Origin of the sequence: Rhodococcus shunpengi (assembly GCF_048381395.1) — a bacterium.
In the GTDB taxonomy this organism is placed as follows: domain Bacteria; phylum Actinomycetota; class Actinomycetes; order Mycobacteriales; family Mycobacteriaceae; genus Rhodococcus.
In genome coordinates this window covers 426,748-443,789 of the sequence record NZ_JBLWIU010000034.1, presented here as the reverse complement: position 1 = coordinate 443,789, position 17,042 = coordinate 426,748, and the positions used below count along the sequence as shown (strand labels likewise).

At 69.2% G+C, this 17,042-nt stretch carries 17 protein-coding genes and 2 tRNA genes; 3 read left to right on the top strand and 16 right to left on the bottom strand.

Going from position 1 to position 17,042, the window contains the following annotated elements; genetic code table 11:
- Positions 1 to 107: 107 nt before the first annotated feature.
- The 7 genes from yajC to tesB form a co-directional block, all read right to left on the bottom strand.
- Positions 108 to 437 (bottom strand): preprotein translocase subunit YajC, encoded by a 330-nt coding sequence (gene yajC, locus ACNJ7K_RS22340; protein ID WP_060653180.1) that lies wholly within the window; start codon positions 435 to 437, stop codon positions 108 to 110.
- Between the two features lie 147 nt (positions 438 to 584).
- Positions 585 to 1,754, bottom strand: coding sequence for a Holliday junction branch migration DNA helicase RuvB (ruvB, locus tag ACNJ7K_RS22335; protein ID WP_487042200.1), 1,170 nt, complete (start codon positions 1,752 to 1,754; stop codon positions 585 to 587).
- Entirely contained in the window at positions 1,751 to 2,347 is a 597-nt protein-coding gene (gene ruvA, locus ACNJ7K_RS22330; RefSeq protein ID WP_106199921.1) for a Holliday junction branch migration protein RuvA, read from the bottom strand. The genes ruvB and ruvA overlap by 4 nt, the downstream gene beginning before the upstream one ends.
- On the bottom strand, positions 2,344 to 2,922 hold the full coding sequence (gene ruvC, locus ACNJ7K_RS22325) for a crossover junction endodeoxyribonuclease RuvC (RefSeq protein ID WP_189637542.1): 579 nt from the start codon (positions 2,920 to 2,922) through the stop codon (positions 2,344 to 2,346). The genes ruvA and ruvC overlap by 4 nt, the downstream gene beginning before the upstream one ends.
- A gap of 196 nt (positions 2,923 to 3,118) precedes the next feature.
- Positions 3,119 to 3,871 (bottom strand): YebC/PmpR family DNA-binding transcriptional regulator, encoded by a 753-nt coding sequence (locus ACNJ7K_RS22320; protein ID WP_106199924.1) that lies wholly within the window; start codon positions 3,869 to 3,871, stop codon positions 3,119 to 3,121.
- 105 nt (positions 3,872 to 3,976) lie between these two features.
- On the bottom strand, positions 3,977 to 4,615 hold the full coding sequence (gene pdxT / locus ACNJ7K_RS22315; protein ID WP_487042291.1) for a pyridoxal 5'-phosphate synthase glutaminase subunit PdxT: 639 nt from the start codon (positions 4,613 to 4,615) through the stop codon (positions 3,977 to 3,979).
- Positions 4,616 to 4,697: 82 nt separating this feature from the next.
- Positions 4,698 to 5,522, bottom strand: a complete 825-nt coding sequence (gene tesB / locus ACNJ7K_RS22310) for an acyl-CoA thioesterase II (RefSeq protein ID WP_059381320.1) — start codon at positions 5,520 to 5,522, stop codon at positions 4,698 to 4,700.
- A 142-nt stretch (positions 5,523 to 5,664) separates the two neighbouring features.
- Between tesB and ACNJ7K_RS22305 the strand changes: the two genes are divergently transcribed.
- Positions 5,665 to 6,486 carry an alpha/beta fold hydrolase gene (locus ACNJ7K_RS22305; protein ID WP_487042199.1) on the top strand — a complete coding sequence of 274 codons (822 nt, stop codon included), beginning with the start codon at positions 5,665 to 5,667 and terminating at the stop codon, positions 6,484 to 6,486.
- Positions 6,483 to 7,679, top strand: coding sequence for a SpoIIE family protein phosphatase (locus ACNJ7K_RS22300; RefSeq protein WP_487042198.1), 1,197 nt, complete (start codon positions 6,483 to 6,485; stop codon positions 7,677 to 7,679). Before ACNJ7K_RS22305 ends, ACNJ7K_RS22300 begins: the two co-directional genes overlap by 4 nt.
- A 5-nt stretch (positions 7,680 to 7,684) precedes the next feature.
- Here the strand turns inward: ACNJ7K_RS22300 and pdxS are convergent, their stop codons facing one another.
- The 9 genes from pdxS to ACNJ7K_RS22255 all read right to left on the bottom strand — a co-directional run bounded on the left by pdxS (position 7,685) and on the right by ACNJ7K_RS22255 (position 16,515).
- On the bottom strand, positions 7,685 to 8,587 hold the full coding sequence (gene pdxS / locus ACNJ7K_RS22295) for a pyridoxal 5'-phosphate synthase lyase subunit PdxS (protein WP_059381317.1): 903 nt from the start codon (positions 8,585 to 8,587) through the stop codon (positions 7,685 to 7,687).
- A gap of 250 nt (positions 8,588 to 8,837) precedes the next feature.
- Complete coding sequence (locus tag ACNJ7K_RS22290; RefSeq protein WP_487042197.1) at positions 8,838 to 9,938, bottom strand: NUDIX hydrolase; 1,101 nt, start codon at positions 9,936 to 9,938, stop codon at positions 8,838 to 8,840.
- A complete protein-coding gene (locus ACNJ7K_RS22285; RefSeq protein WP_106199932.1) occupies positions 9,935 to 11,062 on the bottom strand; it encodes a glycosyltransferase family 4 protein in 1,128 nt (375 codons plus the stop codon). The genes ACNJ7K_RS22290 and ACNJ7K_RS22285 overlap by 4 nt, the downstream gene beginning before the upstream one ends.
- Positions 11,063 to 11,965: a phosphatidylinositol mannoside acyltransferase gene (locus ACNJ7K_RS22280; RefSeq protein ID WP_106199934.1), complete on the bottom strand. Its 903-nt coding sequence runs from the start codon at positions 11,963 to 11,965 to the stop codon at positions 11,063 to 11,065.
- Positions 11,962 to 12,633: a phosphatidylinositol phosphate synthase gene (pgsA, locus tag ACNJ7K_RS22275; RefSeq protein ID WP_106199936.1), complete on the bottom strand. Its 672-nt coding sequence runs from the start codon at positions 12,631 to 12,633 to the stop codon at positions 11,962 to 11,964. The genes ACNJ7K_RS22280 and pgsA overlap by 4 nt, the downstream gene beginning before the upstream one ends.
- A 151-nt stretch (positions 12,634 to 12,784) precedes the next feature.
- Positions 12,785 to 13,306, bottom strand: coding sequence for an ATP adenylyltransferase (locus tag ACNJ7K_RS22270; protein ID WP_060653306.1), 522 nt, complete (start codon positions 13,304 to 13,306; stop codon positions 12,785 to 12,787).
- A 59-nt stretch (positions 13,307 to 13,365) separates the two neighbouring features.
- Entirely contained in the window at positions 13,366 to 15,432 is a 2,067-nt protein-coding gene (gene thrS / locus ACNJ7K_RS22265) for a threonine--tRNA ligase (RefSeq protein ID WP_487042196.1), read from the bottom strand.
- 139 nt (positions 15,433 to 15,571) lie between these two features.
- The gene (locus tag ACNJ7K_RS22260; protein ID WP_487042195.1) at positions 15,572 to 16,204 is read right to left on the bottom strand and encodes a DUF742 domain-containing protein; all 633 of its coding nucleotides are present in this window, start codon (positions 16,202 to 16,204) and stop codon (positions 15,572 to 15,574) included.
- A gap of 239 nt (positions 16,205 to 16,443) precedes the next feature.
- A tRNA-Val gene (locus ACNJ7K_RS22255) sits at positions 16,444 to 16,515 on the bottom strand.
- 434 nt (positions 16,516 to 16,949) lie between these two features.
- On the opposite strand from ACNJ7K_RS22255, the gene ACNJ7K_RS22250 reads away from it, so the two are divergent.
- Positions 16,950 to 17,022: transfer RNA gene (locus ACNJ7K_RS22250), tRNA-Gly, on the top strand.
- Positions 17,023 to 17,042: the final 20 nt, after the last annotated feature.

Below are 17,042 nucleotides of genomic sequence, written 5' to 3'. Positions count from 1 at the left end.
TGTCAGTCTCCTCGATGCGAGTGAGTGGTGGTCGGGTGCAGTCGCGCGGCGCTCGGCACCGGCACCGGAGGACTCCGGTGCCGAAACCGTGCGTCGCGGATCGACTGTCAGTACTCGGTCGGACGTCCCTCCGGCGGGTTCGCATCGTCGTCCTTGCGGAGCAGATCCGGATCCTGCGGGGTCGCAGTCTCGACGCGCTCCCGGATGACCAGACGCGACCAGGTCGTCACGACACCCGGCGCGATCTCGAGATCGACGGTGTCGTCGGCGAGCGCGGCCACCGTGGCGTGCAGACCCGCGGTGGTCATCACGCGGTCGCCGATGCGCAGGGAGTCCTGCAACGCCGTCACCTTCTGCATCTCCTTCTTCTGACGCCGCACGCCCAGGAAGGTCGGGACGAGCAGTGCCAGGATCAGGAGAGGGAAGAGCAGTTCCATCGTTGAAGTCAGTCCTCGGTCGTTGTCGGTGGGTGGTGACGCGAGCGACACCAGCGGGTCGTGGTGGCGCATGCGGCACCACGACATCGGGATCGGCCTCCACGGACCGACGCAGTAGACCAGTGTGCCATTCCCCGGGCGAGCGTCCTACCGCCGTACGTTCGGATCGTCCGGGTCGGACGGATCGATGCCGTCGTCGAGGGTGCCGGCGGGGTCGTCCTCGAACAGCTCGAGCTGGGGTTCGCGCGCACGCACCTCGATGCCACCGGTGGCGGCCTCCGGCGGCGGGGTGAGGCCGAGCTGCAACCACGCGGCCTGCGTCGCGACACGTCCGCGCGGGGTGCGGGCGACCATGCCGGCGCGGACCAGGAACGGCTCGCACACCTCCTCGACAGTGGCGGGCTCCTCCCCCACGGCCACGGCGAGTGTCGACACGCCGACCGGTCCGCCACCGAAACTGCGGACGAGTGCGCCGAGGACGGCGCGGTCGAGACGGTCGAGACCGATCGGGTCGACGTCGTACACCTCGAGCGCGGCCTGGGCGACGGCCCGGGTGACGACACCGTCGGCGCGCACGTCGGCGTAGTCGCGGACACGGCGCAGCAACCGGTTGGCGATACGCGGCGTGCCGCGGGAGCGACCGGCGATCTCCGCTGCGGCGTCGTCGCGCAGATCGATACCGAGGATCGACGCGGAGCGGTGCAGGATCCGCTGCAGTTCGGGAGGCTCGTAGAAGTCCATGTGCGCGGTGAAACCGAACCGGTCGCGGAGCGGGCCGGTGAGGGCACCGGAACGGGTGGTCGCGCCGACGAGGGTGAACGGTGCGACCTCGAGCGGGATGGATGTCGCGCCGGGCCCCTTTCCTACCACGACGTCGACGCGGAAGTCCTCCATCGCGAGGTACAGCATCTCCTCGGCCGGTCGGGCGATGCGGTGGATCTCGTCGATGAACAGCACGTCGCCCTCGGCGAGATTCGACAGCATCGCGGCGAGATCGCCGGCGCGTTCGAGCGCGGGACCGGAGGTCAGTCTCAGCGACGTGCCGAGTTCGGCGGCGATGATCATCGCCATCGATGTCTTGCCGAGACCGGGCGGGCCGGACAGGAGGATGTGGTCGGGAGTGCCGCCGCGGAGTTTCGCTCCTCGCAGGACGAGCTGCAACTGCTCGCGGACCCGCGGTTGGCCGATGAAGTCGTCGAGGCTGGTCGGACGCAGGCTCGTCTCGATGTCGCTGTCGGAGGGCAGATGCTCCGCCGTGACCGGCGACTGCTCGCGGTCGGCCGATGCAGCATCGAATTCGCGGTACTCGTCGGTCACCGCGACCTGCCCAGCAGCTTGAGCGCCGAGCGCAGAGCCGTCGAGACGTCGGCGCCCGGGTCCTCGGTGAGGACCTTGTCGGCGGCCGGCTCGGCCTGACGCGGCGTGAATCCGAGACCGACCAGCGCCTCGACGATCTGGTCGCGCAGCGGCGAGGCACCGGCCGCGACGGGCGACGACCCCGTGGCGCCGAAGGCCGCGACCTTGTCGCGCAGTTCGACGATCATGCGTTCGGCACCGCGCTTGCCGATCCCGGGCACCCGCGTCAGCGCCGCGGTGTTGCCGTCGGCGAGAGCCGCACGCAGAGCATCGGGTTCGAGGACGGCGAGCGTGGCCATGGCGAGCCGAGGACCGACGCCGCTGACCGTCTGCAGCAGGCCGAACAGCTCGCGCGCCTCCGCGTCGACGAAGCCGTACAACGTCATGGAGTCCTCGCGGACGATCATCGCGGTGGCGAGCCTGGCCTGCTCACCGCGCCGGAGACCGGCGAGGGTCGCGGGTGTGGTGTTGATCCGATAGCCGATCCCACCCGCCTCGATCACCACGTGGTCGAGGGCTATGTCGAGTACCTCGCCGTGTACCGAGGCGATCACCGGCTACCTGCCTTCCGTGCGGCCGACTGTGCGCGCAGCCGCTCCTCGTAGCGTTTCTTCTGCTGGGCGGCCGCAGCTTCGGCGGCCGCGAGTCTGGCGAGCAGCGGGGCCCGCCAACAGTGTGCGACGGCCAGCGCGAGCGCGTCGGCGGCGTCGGCGGGCTTCGGCGCGGCGTCGAGCTTGAGGATGCGGGTGATCATCGTGGTCACCTGCTTCTTGTCGGCCGTGCCACTGCCGGTGACCGCGGCCTTCACCTCGCTCGGCGTGTGGAACATGACCGGGATCGAGCGACGCGCCGCTGCCAGGGCGACGACGCCGCCGGCCTGCGCGGTGCCCATCGCGGTGCGCACGTTGTGCTGGGAGAACACGCGCTCGATCGCGACGACGTCGGGCTTGTAGCGGTCCATCCACTCCTCGACCGAGTCGGAGACCTTGAGGAGCCGGTGCTCGAGGTCGAGTTCGGGCGAGGTGCGGATGACGCCGACGGCGACGGGGATCACGTCGCGTCCGCGTCCCGTGTCGACCATCCCCAGACCACAGCGGGTCAGACCGGGGTCGACACCCATCACGCGCACCCGACTCACCTCTCGACACCCGAATACGGCCGGTTTCCGATGCATCCGACGGACCCGACCTCGCTTCGCACGATTGCGAACGCCTGTTCGAGAGCATAGCGGCCGGGATCGGGTGCCGGGAGACCGACACGCGACCCCGGCCGCTGTGACGAGTACGACGAGCGTCGCTCGTGGACGAGTACGACGAGCGCGTCGCTCAGGCGTCGAGTTCGGCGAGTACGTCGTCGGGGATGTCGACGTTCGTGTAGACGTTCTGCACGTCGTCGCAGTCCTCGAGCGCGTCGACCAGCTTCATGACCTTGCGTGCACCCTCGGCGTCGACGGGCACCTCGACGGACGCCCGGAAATCGGGGTCGGCCGAGTCGTAGTCGATGCCGGCGTCGACGAGAGCCGTACGCACGGCGATCAGGTCGGACGCCTCGGAGACGATCTCGAAGGAGTCGCCGAGATCGTTGATCTCCTCGGCACCCGCTTCGAGGACGACCTCGAGGATCTCGTCCTCGGAGCGGCCGTTCTTCTCGAGCACGACGACACCCTTGCGGGTGAACAGGTAGGCCACCGAACCCGGATCGGCCATGTTGCCGCCGTTGCGGGTCATCGCCGTGCGGACCTCGCCGGCGGCGCGGTTGCGGTTGTCGGTCAGACACTCGATGAGCAGCGCGACACCGTTGGGGCCGTAGCCCTCGTAGGTGATGGTCTGCCAGTCGGCACCGCCGGCTTCCTCACCGCCGCCGCGCTTGCGGGCACGCTCGATGTTGTCGTTCGGGACCGAGCTCTTCTTCGCCTTCTGGATGGCGTCGAACAGGGTCGGGTTACCCGCCGGGTCGCCACCGCCGGTCCGAGCCGCCACCTCGATGTTCTTGATGAGCTTCGCGAACATCTTGCCGCGCTTGGCGTCGATGACCGCCTTCTTGTGCTTGGTGGTGGCCCATTTGGAGTGGCCGCTCATTCGCTTCGAGCCCCTTCCGGCGAAGTGTGGTCGGCGTCAACCGACAGGTCGGAGCGTCGATTCTACTCGCTCCCGGTATGAGCCACCGGCACGGTGGCCGTGTCGTCATGTCGCCGAGGCCGTCAGGCGCACCCGAGGTCGGGTCGCCGAGCGCACGGTCTCCACGAACAGCCGGTGCACGCGGTGGTCGCCGGTGATCTCGGGATGGAAGGAGGTCGCGATCACGCCGCCCTGACGCACCGCGACCACCCGGCCCGCTGCCGGCCCGTCCGGAACCGTGGCCAGGACCTCCACGTCGGGCCCGACCTCCTCCACCCACGGGGCTCGGATGAACACCGCGCGCACCGGCCCGTCGTCGAGACCCGTCATCGGCAGGTCGGTCTCGAACGAGTCGACCTGTCTGCCGAAGGCGTTGCGGCGCACCACGATGTCGAGGGCGTCGAGGTGTTCGGCGTCCTCGGTGGTATCGAGCACCCGGGAGGCGAGCAGGATCATGCCGGCGCACGAACCGTAGGCGGGCAGGCCCGCCTTCAATCGGGTCCGCAACGGCTCGAGCAGGTCGAACACGCGCAACAGGCGGCTGACCGTCGTGGACTCCCCACCGGGGAGGACGATGCCGTCGACCTCGTCGAGTTCGCGCTCGCGCCGCACCGCGATCGTCCGCGCGCCCGCCGCCTCGAGGGCGCTGCGGTGTTCGCGAACGTCGCCCTGCAATGCCAGGACGCCGATCGTGGGGGAAGAAATGGTCACCGTTGCCTGCCTGTCCGTTCGTGGTCGCCGGTGCGCAGGCACTCTGTGGGGACGCCCTCGTCGGGGACGTCCTCGTTCAGGACTCGCGCAGGTACCGCGTGAGTCCTTCCTGCACCACTGCCGCGACCATGTTGCCGTTGCGATCGAAGATCCGCCCCTGGGTGAGTGCGCGCCCCAGCCCGGCGGAGGGTGACGTCTGGTCGTAGAGCAGCCAGTCGTCGGCGCGGAACGGGCGCAGGAACCACATCGCGTGGTCCAGGGATGCGCCCTGCGTCCGCTCGTCGTCGTGGCCGACGCTCGCCGAGCCGAGCAACGTCATGTCGCTCATGTACGCGAGCGTGCACACGTGGAAGACCGGATCGTCGGGGAGGATCTCGCGGGACTTGAACCACAGCTGCTGCTGCGCAGCCATCCTGCTCGACGAGTCCATCCGGTCGCGGGGAACGAACCGGAAATCCCATTCGGCCCATTCCTTCTTCGCCCACAGCAGGGTCGCGTCGTCGACCACGGTCTCCGGGTCGGGCAGTTCCTCCGGAGCCGGCACCCGCGGCATCGTGTCCTGGTGCTCGATCCCCTCGTCGCGCACGTGGAACGACGCCGACATGGTGAAGATCGCCTTGCCGTCCTGGACGGCCGTCACGCGCCGGGTGCAGAAGGAGCGGCCGTCGCGGATCCGGTCGACGAGGTAGACGATCTGCATCGTCGGGTTCCCCGGGCGGAGGAAGTAACCGTGCAGCGAGTGGACCCCGAATGCGGGATCGACGGTGCGGACCGCCGACACGAGCGCCTGACCGGCGACCTGACCACCGAACGTCCGCGGCAGCAACGTCTCCGTCGCTATGCCCCGGAAGATGTCGTTCTCGATCTGTTCGAGCGCCAGGATCTGCTCGATCTTCGCCATGGGAACTCCTTCTGTGCACCGTACGCAAGAAGGCTAGCTGCACGGACGTGTGCCGAACGCCGCGTCCCCAGGAAGTGGCGAGAGAACCGGGATCGCTATCGAGTAGCGAATATGACACCCTCGGGAGAACGGAGGGGGTGCAATGCGACAAGTCACCGATGTGGTGCGCAGGAACAGCGTGACGATCACGGGCAACCGAGAGGGCCCGGTGGTCGTCCTCGCGCACGGTTTCGGCTGCGACCAGCACCTGTGGCGCCTGGTGATCCCGCTGCTCGAACCCGACTTCACCGTGGTGCGGTTCGATCACATGGGCTCCGGGCGTTCCGATGCGACCGCCTGGGATCCCCAGCGCTATTCGCGTATGGAGACCTACGCCGAGGACGTCGTGGACCTGTGCCGGAGCCTGGATCTCGGTCCGGTGCTCTTCGTCGGCCACTCGGTGAGCGCGTCGATCGGTGTCCTCGCGGCGGCGGCGGCCCCGGAGGTCTTCTCCGGTCTCGTGCTGCTCGCACCGTCCCCGTGCTTCATCGACGATCCTGCCACCGGTTACCGAGGTGGGTTCAGCGCCGACGACATCGACGAGCTGCTCGAATCCCTCGAGGCGAACTATCTGGGCTGGACCGAGTCGATGGCGCCGGTCATCATGGGCAATCCCGATCGGCCGGAGCTCGGCGACGAACTCGCCGAGATCTTCTGCCGCACGGATCCCGAGGTGGCGCGCGTCTTCGCCCGGGTGACCTTCCTGGCCGACAACCGCTCCGATCTGTCCGCGGTGTCGGTGCCCACGCTCGTCGCCCAGTGCGCCCACGATGCGATCGCTCCGCGCGAGGTCGGTGCCTTCGTTCACGAGCAGATCCCCGGGAGCGAACTCGTGACCCTGAACGCGACCGGCCACTGCCCGCAGCTCAGCGCACCCGAAGAGACAGCAACCGCGATCGCGGCGTTCGCGCGCCGATCGGGGTGACGGCGACGACCGATCGGACCCTCGATCCCCGTATCCGACACGGCGATGCGTTGTACGACAACGCGCCGTGCGGATTCCTGACGACGCTCCCGGACGGCCGGATCACGGAGGTGAACCGGACGTTGACGGACTGGCTCGGGTTCCCGAGCGACGAACTGGTCGGCAAGCGGTACTTCTCGGACCTGCTCAGCGTGGGCGGCCGCATCTACCACGAGACCCACTACGCGCCGCTCCTCCTCATGCACGGGCAGATCAACGGGATCGCCCTCGAACTCGTCCGTGCCGACCGGACCCGGCTGCCGGTCCTGGCCGCCTCGGTGGTCGAGCCGGACGCCGAGGGCAGGCCCGCGCTGATCCGCACGATGCTGTTCGATGCCCGCGAGCGCCGCGCCTACGAGACGGAACTGCTCCGTGCCCGTCGCGAGGCGGAACTCGAGCGTGAGCGGCTCCGCACGATCAACGCCACGCTCCAGGCGACCCTGCTTCCGCCGAGCCTGCCCGCGGTACCGGGCCTCGAGGTCGACGCGTACTACCACATCGCGTCCCCCGACGAGGTCGGCGGTGACTTCTACGACCTGTTCCCCGCGCGCGCCGGCACGTGGGGGCTGTTCCTCGGCGATGTGTGTGGAAAGGGTGCTCGCGCAGCGGCGGTGACGTCGATCGTCCGCTACACGCTGCGTGCAGCGGCGGTCTACGAGACGTTCCCGTCCGCGGCGCTCAGGACGCTCAACACCACCCTGCTCGACGAGCGCGACAGCGAGACGCGAGCTCCCTTCTGCACGCTCACCTTCGGCACGGTCGCGCCCGATCCGGACACGGGACGGGTCGACATCCGTCTCGCCTCGGGTGGGCATCCGCCGCCGCTCCTCGTTCGCGCGAACGGCAACGTCGACTATCTCCCCACGATCGGCGGACAGCTGATCGGAATGCTGCCCACGCCGCGGCTCGTCGAGCACACCTTCGCGCTGCGCCCGGGCGACACGCTGCTGCTGTACACCGACGGGGTGACCGAGGCCCTCGTCTCCGGTGAGACCCGCGAACGCTTCGGGGAGGACCGGCTCCTCGACCACGTCCGCGCATCGAAGCCGACGAGCGCGGCGGAAGCGGTCGGGGCCGTCCGCGAGGCGCTCGCGGCGCTCGGGGCGGGCGTGCAGGACGACGTCGCCCTGCTCGCCCTGCACGCACCCCGGTAGAGCGATCACCAGCCGCGTTCGGCGAGCCGGTGCGGCTGCGGGATCTCGTCGACGTTGATACCGACCATCGCTTCGCCGAGGCCCCGCGAGACCTTCGCGAGCACGTCGGGATCGTCGTGGAAGGTAGTGGCCTTGACGATTGCGGCCGCACGCTGGGCGGGGTTGCCCGACTTGAAGATTCCGGAGCCGACGAACACGCCCTCGGCGCCGAGCTGCATCATCATCGCCGCGTCGGCGGGGGTGGCGATGCCACCGGCGGTGAAGAGGGTGACGGGCAGCTTGCCGGCGCGGGCGACCTCGACGACGAGGTCGTAGGGGGCCTGCAGTTCCTTGGCGGCGACGTAGAGCTCGTCCTCGGGAAGCGAGGTCAGGCGGCGGATCTCCTGGCGGATCCGGCGCATGTGGGTCGTGGCGTTCGAGACGTCACCGGTGCCGGCCTCGCCCTTGGAGCGGATCATCGCCGCGCCCTCGTTGATACGGCGCAGTGCCTCACCGAGATTCGTGGCGCCGCACACGAACGGCACGGTGAACGCGAACTTGTCGATGTGGTTCTCGTAGTCGGCGGGGGTGAGCACCTCCGACTCGTCGATGTAGTCGACCCCGAGGGCCTGCAGGATCTGCGCCTCCACGAAATGGCCGATGCGCGCCTTGGCCATGACGGGGATCGAGACGGCCTCGATGATGCCGTCGATCATGTCGGGATCACTCATGCGCGACACGCCGCCCTGCGCGCGGATGTCGGCGGGCACGCGTTCGAGGGCCATGACCGCCACCGCGCCGGCGTCCTCGGCGATCTTCGCCTGTTCGGGGGTCACCACGTCCATGATCACCCCGCCCTTGAGCATCTCGGCCATGCCGCGCTTGACGCGGGCGGTGCCGGTGACGGGGGCGGTGTCGGGGCTGGTCACGATGGGAGTCCTCCTCGGTGGACGGATCGGCGAAAGCTGCCGGCGCACGGGCGACGGACAGCGGAACCGAGCCTAGGGGCGCAGCCGAGCTGGTCCTATAGCCAGTTCGGAACAACTGGACTGCATCACACCGGTCCACCCCTCGGGCGGGCACCGGAGATCCTGCGCGTTCCCGAGAGGAACCGTCCAGTTCCGCGAACTGGACCTCTACTTAAGGGGCCCTGCGGCCGGACCGAAGGGGTTCGAAATTTCAGTGGATCGCGCGGATCTCCGGCTCGAGCCGCCGCGTCGCGACCTGCCGCGCCTCGTCGAGGAGCTCGGGCAGATCCTGGGGGTAGACCGGGTTCCCGGACCGCACGAGCGTCTGCAGTTCGTCGTCGTCGAACCAGCGATGTTCGAGGCGCATGCTCCGCTCGAGATCGGTGAAGCCGTCCGCGGCGGGTTCGAAGGACGGCACCCGCACCGCGAAGAACAGCTCCTCCGAGTGCAGGACCTCACCGTTGAACGGGAAGACGGCCACGCGCCGCCACATCGGCCCGCACAGCAGGTCGCGCTCGACCCGGAGGCCGGTCTCCTCGGCGAGCTCCCGGAGCGCGGCCGTCGCCAGGTCCTCGCCGGGTTCGACGGCGCCGCCGATCGTGAACCAGAAGTGCCGCTCGGGCGCCGTGGGGTCGTGTCCGCGCAGGAGCAGGACCCGGCCGTCCTCGTCGAGCAGCACGACGCGGGCCGACGTGCGTGCCCGATCCGGCACCGGGGTGGTCCGCGCAGCGGGAGCAGTGGCAGTGCCGGAGGCAAGGGCGGCGTCCGAGGAAGGGGACGTGCCGGGAACGGCCGGAGGCGCGGTGGCCACCGCACCTGCCCGTTCGGCGATCTCGAAATAGGTGGGTAGCGGGGCGGTTCCCCCGAGGTGCAACCAGCGGACCGGCCGCCGGGTGCGCAGCGCCAGGGTGTCGCGTACCGCGTCGTTGTGGAAGCGGCGGGCGATGAGCACCCGCGCCTCCGCGTCGGCGAGTTCGGCCACGAGCTGGGGACGCAGTCGACCGGTCTCGAGCCGTGCCAGTGCGGCCGACAACGCGTTCTCGGCCTCCTCGCGCCGGTCGCGGTCGGCCCGCTCCGCGGTGTCGGCGAGCAGCGCGAGTGCGCGTCCCTCCGGGACCGGGATCGACGCGGCGATGCTCCGCACGACCACCGCGCGACGCGCCAGGGCCGCATCGAGTGCCTGCCAGGACAGATCCGAGCGCACATGGAGGCGGTCGAGTCGGTTGGCGGTGGAATAGGCCCACACACCGATCGCCACGACCACCGCGGCGATCAGCGACAGGACGAGGATCGTCACTGCACTGAGGGTCACGACCGGACCTCCCGCACCGGGCCGGCACCGACGGTGACGGTCTCGTAGACCCGCAGGATCTGATCCGCGACCACCGGCCAGTCGTACGCCTCGACCACCGTGGATCCGAAGTCGACCAGTGCCTGCCGGCGGTCGTCGTCGTCGAGGACCTCGAGGATGCCGCGCGCGAGCGCATCGGCGTCGCCGACCGGGACGAGGACACCGGCCTGCCCGTCGCGCAGCACCCGGCGGAAGGCGTCGAGCTGGGAGGCGACGACCGCCGTCCCTGCAGCCATGGCCTCGACGAGCACGATGCCGAAGCTCTCACCACCGAGGTTCGGCGCGCAGTACACATCCGCGCTGCGCATCGCGGACGCCTTCTCGTCGTCGTCGACCTGCCCGAGCAGGCGCAGGTGCCGGAAGTAGCGTCCCGCTTCCTTCCGCAACCTGTCCTCGTCGCCGCGCCCGACCACGAGGATCTCGATGTCGGGATGCCGGGCGACGAGCGCGGGCAGCGCGCCCAGCAGGACATCCATGCCCTTGCGGGATTCGTCGTACCGGCCGAGGAAGAGCACCGTACGGCCCGGTCGCGGATAGTCGGGCAGCAGCGGGGCGTGCCGGAAGAACGGCACGTCGACGCCGTTGGGGATCTCGACCGCGTCGGCGCCGAGAGAGGTGACCTGCCAGCGCCGGGCCAGCTCGGACACCGCGATCCGGCCGCTGATCTTCTCGAGATAGGGCTGCAGGACGCCCTGGAAGGTGCTGAGCACCAGCGATTTCGTCGTCGATGTGTGGAAGGTCGCCACGATCGGGCCTTCCGCCACCTTGAGCGCGAGCATCGACAGGCTCGGCGCGTTCGGTTCGTGGATGTGGAGGACGTCGAAATCGTTGTCGTTGATCCAGCGGCGGACCCGGGCGTAGGAGACCGGACCGAAGCTCAGGCGCGCGACCGATCCGTTGTACGGGATCGCGACGGCGCGACCGGCGGAGACCACGAAGTCGGGCAGGGGCGTCGTCTCCGACGCCGGTGCCAGCACGCTCACCTCGTGCCCGCGGCCGATGAGGACCTCCGCGAGATCCACGACGTGCGCCTGTACCCCACCGGGAACGTCGAAGGAGTACGGGCAGACCATCCCGATCCTCACCTACGCCTCCATCCGGGCGCGGCGAGCCTCCGACAGGTCGTCGAGCCACAACGGTTGCAGCATGTGCCAGTCCTCGGGGTGGGCGGCGATGTTGGCGGCGAACCGGTCGGCGAGGGCCTGCGTGGCAGCGTCGATCCCGACACTCACGTCGAGCTCCGGATCCACGCGGAACCCCCAGCCGTCCTCGGTGAACCAGCAGTGCACCGGCAACAGTGCCGCACCGGTGTCGATGGCCAGTTTCGCCGGTCCGGCGGGCATGCGGGTGGGTTCGCCGAAGAAGGTGACCGGCACACCCTTGCGGGCGAGGTCGCGTTCGCCGAGCAGGCACACGATCCGGTTGTCGCGCAGCCGCGCGGCCAGTTCCCCGAACGGCGGCGTCTCCCCGCCGCTCGAGGGGAAGATCTCGAAGCCGAGCCCCTCGCGGTAGTCGAGGAAACGGCGGTAGAGCGATTCGGGCCGCAGGCGCTCGGCGACCGTGGTCAGCCCGCCGAAATAGCGGACGCACCATACGCCGGCGAGATCCCAGTTCCCGCTGTGCGGCAGGGCGAGGATCGCGCCGCGGCCGGCGGCGAGCGCCGCCTCGATGTGCTCGCGGCCCTCGATGGACGAATCGATCGACTTCGCGGTCGCGTCGAGATCCATCGCCGGCAGGCGGAACGCCTCGCGCCAGTAACGCGCATAGGACCGGACCGACCGGCGGATCAGATCATCGGGCACCTCGTGCGGCTGCACCCCGAGCACCCGCGCGAGGTTGCGGCGCAGTTGCTGCGGTCCGCCGCCACGGCGCGCCGCATAGTCGGCGCCGGCGTCGAACAACCGTCGCGCGACGCCCTCGGGCAGTGCCCGGACCAGACGCCAGCCACCCGCGTACGCGAGATCGGACGCCTTCTCGCCGACACTCACTGCGCTCCCCCGTCGTCCCGGGTCTCCGTCGTCCCGCCGGCCGGGGGTGTGATGGGAAGCAGTTCGCGCGCACCCGCGGAGTTGCGGACGGCGAGAACCCGCTGGAAGACGGTGATCACCGATCCGACGACGAGCAGCCACATCGCGATGTGGATCGCCCAGTCGAGTCCGAGGCCGGTGAGACCGGCGCCGACGAGCACGATCACGAGCCGGTCGGGTCGTTCGATCAGACCGCCGTCGGCGGACAGTCCGCTCGCTTCGGCCCGCGCCTTCGCGTACGAGATGACCTGCGACGTCGCGAGGCAGACGAGGGTGGCGACGAACAACGGGCGGCTCTGCTCGTGGTAGACGGCCCACCATGCCAGACCACCGAAGATCGCGCCGTCGGCGACCCGGTCGCAGGTCGCGTCGAGAACCGCGCCGAAGCGCGTTCCGCCACCGCGGGCCCGGGCCATGGCGCCGTCGAGCATGTCGAACATGACGAACAGCCAGATGACCATCGCACCCCAGAACAGGTGTCCCATGGGGAACAGGGTCACGGCGGCGGCGATCGTGGCGACGGTACCGATGAGCGTGACGGCGTCCGGAGTCAGGCCGGTACGGATCAGCGCCTTGCCGAGCGGCGCGGTGACCTTCGACACCGACGCACGCCCGAAGAAGCTCAGCATCCCGCGACCCCTGTCTTCCTGTCCGACCGTTGTGTCCGGAATCCGATCCTGCCACGAGTAGGGCCGGAAATGCGCAGTCGGCCCGCAGCGGATCGGCACGCGAACGGCACCACGGCCGTGCGCTGCGATCGCGACGACTCGGGGAGGGTTGTCACTCGTCCCATGCCGAGGCGAGCAGTGCACGGGTGTCGCGCAGCAGCTGCACCATGACCTTCGACCCACCGAGGACGGTGATGAAGTTGGCGTCCCCACCCCAGCGCGGCACGACGTGCAGGTGGAGATGCTCGGCCAGCGAGCCTCCCGCCGCGGCACCGAGGTTGAGGCCGACGTTGAAGCCGTGCGGACGCGAGACGCGCTTGATGACGCGGAGCGCCCGCTGCGCGAACTGCATGAGTTCGGCGCTCTCCTCGGGCGTCAGGTCCTCGAGGTTGGCCACCCGGCGATACGGTACGACCATCAGATGACCCGGGTTGTACGGGTACAGGTTGAGCACCGCGTACACCAGTTCGCCGCGTGCGACGACGAGGCCCTCCTCGTCGGACATCTTGGGGATGTCGGTGAAGGGCTCGTACGGCTCGTCGCGACCCCGCGGGGACTCGGTGATGTACGACATGCGATGGGGCGACCACAGGCGCTGCAGGTGGTCGGACTCCCCCACGCCGCGGTCGACCATCGAGGCGGGACTGTCGTCGGTCGCTGGGATGTCGGCGGGCCCCGGGGTACGGTCGCCCGTCACGACGGGCTGCCTTCCCCGCCGGAACCGACGAGTTCGGCGGTGGGCGAGGCGTTCTCGCGGCGGCGGACCCACTCGGTGACGATTCGCACGGCCTCGTCGACGGGCACGCCGTTGACCTGCGTGCCGTCGCGGAAGCGGAAGCTGACCGCGCCGGCCGCGACGTCGCGCTCGCCGGCGAGCAGCATGAACGGCACCTTCTGCGTGGTGTGGGTGCGGATCTTCTTCTGCATGCGGTCGTCGGAGACGTCGACCTCGGCGCGGATCCCCTGCGCCTTCAGCTTGCCGACGACGTCGAACAGGTGGCCCTCGAAGTCGGCGGCCACGGGAATGCCCACGACCTGCACGGGCGAGAGCCACGCGGGGAAGGCACCGGCGTAGTGCTCGGTGAGCACACCGAAGAACCGTTCGATGGAACCGAACAGGGCGCGGTGGATCATGACGGGGCGGTGCTTGGCACCGTCGGCGCCGGTGTACTCGAGCTCGAACCGCTCGGGCAGGTTGAAGTCGAGCTGGATCGTCGACATCTGCCAGCTGCGGCCGAGCGCGTCCTTGACCTGCACCGAGATCTTCGGGCCGTAGAAGGCGGCCCCGCCCGGGTCGGGCACGAGGTTCAGGCCGGAGGCCTCACCGACCTCCCGCAGCGTCTCGGTCGCGACGTCCCACAGCTCGTCGCTGCCGACGAACTTCTTGGGGTTCTTCGTCGACAGTTCGAGGTAGTAGTCGTCGAGCCCGTAGTCCTTGAGCAGGTCGAGGATGAAGTTCAGGACGCTGGTGAGCTCGTCGCGCATCTGCTCGGGGGTGCAGAAGATGTGCGCGTCGTCCTGCGTCATGCCGCGCACGCGGGTCAGGCCGTGGACGACACCGGACTTCTCGTAGCGGTAGACCGAACCGAACTCGAACATGCGCAGCGGCAGTTCGCGGTAGGAGCGCCCGCGCGACCGGAAGATCAGGTCGTGCATCGGGCAGTTCATGGGCTTGAGGTAGTAGTCCTGGCCCGGCTTGCGGACGGTGCCGTCCTCGTTGAGCTCCTCGTCGATGTGCATCGCCGGGAACATGCCGTCGCGGTACCAGTCGAGGTGACCGGACACCTCGTACAGCTGGCCCTTGGTGATGTGCGGCGAGTACACGAACTCGTAGCCGGCCTCGACGTGCCGCTGGCGCGAGTAGTTCTCCATCTCCTGGCGGATGATGCCGCCCTTGGGATGGAAGACGGGCAGACCCGAACCGAGCTCGTCGGGGAACGAGAACAGGTCGAGCTCGTTGCCGAGCTTTCGGTGGTCGCGGCGTTCGGCCTCGGCGAGGAGTTCGAGGTGCGCGTCGAGCGCTTCGGTGGACTCCCAGGCCGTGCCGTAGATGCGCTGCAGGCCGGCGTTGTCCTGGTCGCCGCGCCAGTAGGCCGCGGAGCTACGCGTGAGCTTGAAGGCCGGGATGAACTTGGTGGTGGGCACGTGCGGGCCGCGGCACAGGTCCTTCCAGACGAGCTCACCCGTGCGCGGGTTGAGGTTGTCGTAGATGGTCAGTTCCTTGCCGCCGACCTCCATCACCTCGGGGTCGTCGATACCGGACTTGTCGTCGATGAGTTCGAGCTTGAACGGCTCGTCCTTCAGTTCCTCACGGGCGTCGTCGAGGCTGTCGACGACGCGACGCGAGAAGCGCTGGGCGTCCTTGACGATCTTCTTCATCCGCTTCTCGAGCTTCGCGAGATCCTCGGGCGTGAAGGGACGCTCGACCTGGAAGTCGTAGTAGAAACCGTCGCGGATGGGCGGGCCGATGCCGAGCTTGGCCTCCGGGAACTCCTGCTGCACGGCCTGCGCGAGCACGTGGGCGGCCGAGTGGCGGATGACGCTGCGGCCTTCCTCGGTGTCGGCGCCGACGGCCTCGACCTCGACGTCTGCTTCGGGCGTCCAGGACAGATCGCGCAGCGCGCCTTCGGAGTCGCGGACGACCACGATCGTCTCGGGTCCCTTGGTGGGCAGACCCGCGTCACGGACCGCCGCGCCCGCAGTGGTCCCCGCGGGCACCCGGACGATCGTGGCTGGTTTCGCGGATGCGGGCGTGGTCACTGTGACGGACTCCTCGGCTCGATGCCTGATACGTGGTCGTCGCCGGGCACGTGCTGCGGTCGACGACCGCGAGCACACGGCAACTTCATCATGCTATCGACATCCGCGCGGACCGCGAACACAGGGAGCCGCGAAGTCCTCAGAGGTGGTTGAGACCCGTCAGTACCCGTTCGAGCAGTTCGACGTTCGGTCCCACCTTGTCGGCCGTGCGGTGCACGGTGATCTCGCCGGTCGCCGCGAGATCCCCGACGAGCACGCGCGCGACACCGAGTGGGATCTGCGCGAGGGCAGCGATCTCCATGATCGATCTCGGCTGGGCGCACAACGCCAGCACGAGGCGATGCTCGTCCATCGCCGGACCGGACTCGCTGCCCATCGCGGAGGGGACGGCCGACACGAGCACTTCGAGAGGCAGCTCCACCTCGGCTCGGGTGCGTCCCCCGCTCCGCACGAACGGGCGCACGAACGACGACGTCTCTGGCTGGTTCATGTCCTCGATTCCCACACTGGTCCCGGTGCCCGCATTCCGGCCGGCCGCCTGCGCCGTGTCGACCGGCTCTGTTGCGCCGACCGACTGCGCTGTGTCGACCGGCTGCGCTGCGGGCCGGTACATCTCGGCTGCCGGGACCTCGTCCACGACGGGACCCGGCTCGCGGTGATTCCGTACCGGCACGGCGTGATCCGCCGGCCGCCGACGTCGACGGGACCGACCGGATCCGAATCTCGCTCCGGTCGCCCCCACGACCGGCCATTCGCTGTCCGCAACGCTCATCCGGACGTGTCCTCCTCGACGACCACGATCCTGCCATCACTATGCGCACTTCGGCCACAAGCACCACAGCTGTGCCCACACGACACGCGTGGTCGAGCCCGATGGGGCCGTTGCGGTTCGAAGGAAATACGCGCTCGCGGGCGACCCGCCCGACCGGGTGCCACGCACGCTCAACGATTTCATCAAGGTACGAAAAAAGGCACCCCTGCGGGGGTGCCTTTCGTCACTGTCGATCTCGGTGGTCCCGGCTGGGATCGAACCAGCGACCTCCCCGGTGTGAACGGGACGCTCTTCCACTGAGCCACGGGACCGGGCCGCTTCGCAGCGGCTCGAACGAGATGGAACACTAACACGCTCCCGCCACGAAGACGAATCGCCTGGTCGCAGCGTTTCGACGTGATGTTCCGGGTAGCGCGTCCGGGCGGCTCCGCGCGCGCGCGCGTACGCGGGCGGGCAAGAGACCGTGCCCGAGGAGGCAGGAGGACGCACCCGGAGCCCCGGGACGTCGACGGCCCTCCGCTCGGGAGGACCGGAGGGCGCATTTGCCGGCCGGAGCGACACGAGCGGTGGACGCGGGCTGGACTTCCGAAGCCCGATTCGTCGCCTCCCGCGGGGGTCATCGACCCGTCACCTTCGCGAAATCTGCCGGTTTTCTTCCGTTGACCTGCGGATTTGTGTGTTTCGTAGATGCTCGGCTACTGTTTTGAACCGCACCACGGAGAGCAAGACGCCGAACGGTGCGAATGCGGATGTAGCGCAGCTGGTAGCGCATCACCTTGCCAAGGTGAGGGTCGCGGGTTCGAATCCCGTCATCCGCTCGAGAGGTTGGACTCGACCT

What these genes read in the sequence shown, in the direction of transcription:
- yajC (WP_060653180.1), bottom strand. Translation starts at nt 437, where the DNA reads ATGGAACTGCTCTTCCCTCTCCTGATCCTGGCACTGCTCGTCCCGACC.
- ACNJ7K_RS22320 (WP_106199924.1), bottom strand. Translation starts at nt 3,871, where the DNA reads ATGAGCGGCCACTCCAAATGGGCCACCACCAAGCACAAGAAGGCGGTC.
- tesB (WP_059381320.1), bottom strand. Translation starts at nt 5,522, where the DNA reads ATGGCGAAGATCGAGCAGATCCTGGCGCTCGAACAGATCGAGAACGAC.
- ACNJ7K_RS22305 (WP_487042199.1), top strand. Translation starts at nt 5,665, where the DNA reads ATGCGACAAGTCACCGATGTGGTGCGCAGGAACAGCGTGACGATCACG.
- pgsA (WP_106199936.1), bottom strand. Translation starts at nt 12,633, where the DNA reads ATGCTGAGCTTCTTCGGGCGTGCGTCGGTGTCGAAGGTCACCGCGCCG.
- ACNJ7K_RS22270 (WP_060653306.1), bottom strand. Translation starts at nt 13,306, where the DNA reads ATGGTCGACCGCGGCGTGGGGGAGTCCGACCACCTGCAGCGCCTGTGG.
- ACNJ7K_RS22260 (WP_487042195.1), bottom strand. Translation starts at nt 16,204, where the DNA reads ATGAGCGTTGCGGACAGCGAATGGCCGGTCGTGGGGGCGACCGGAGCG.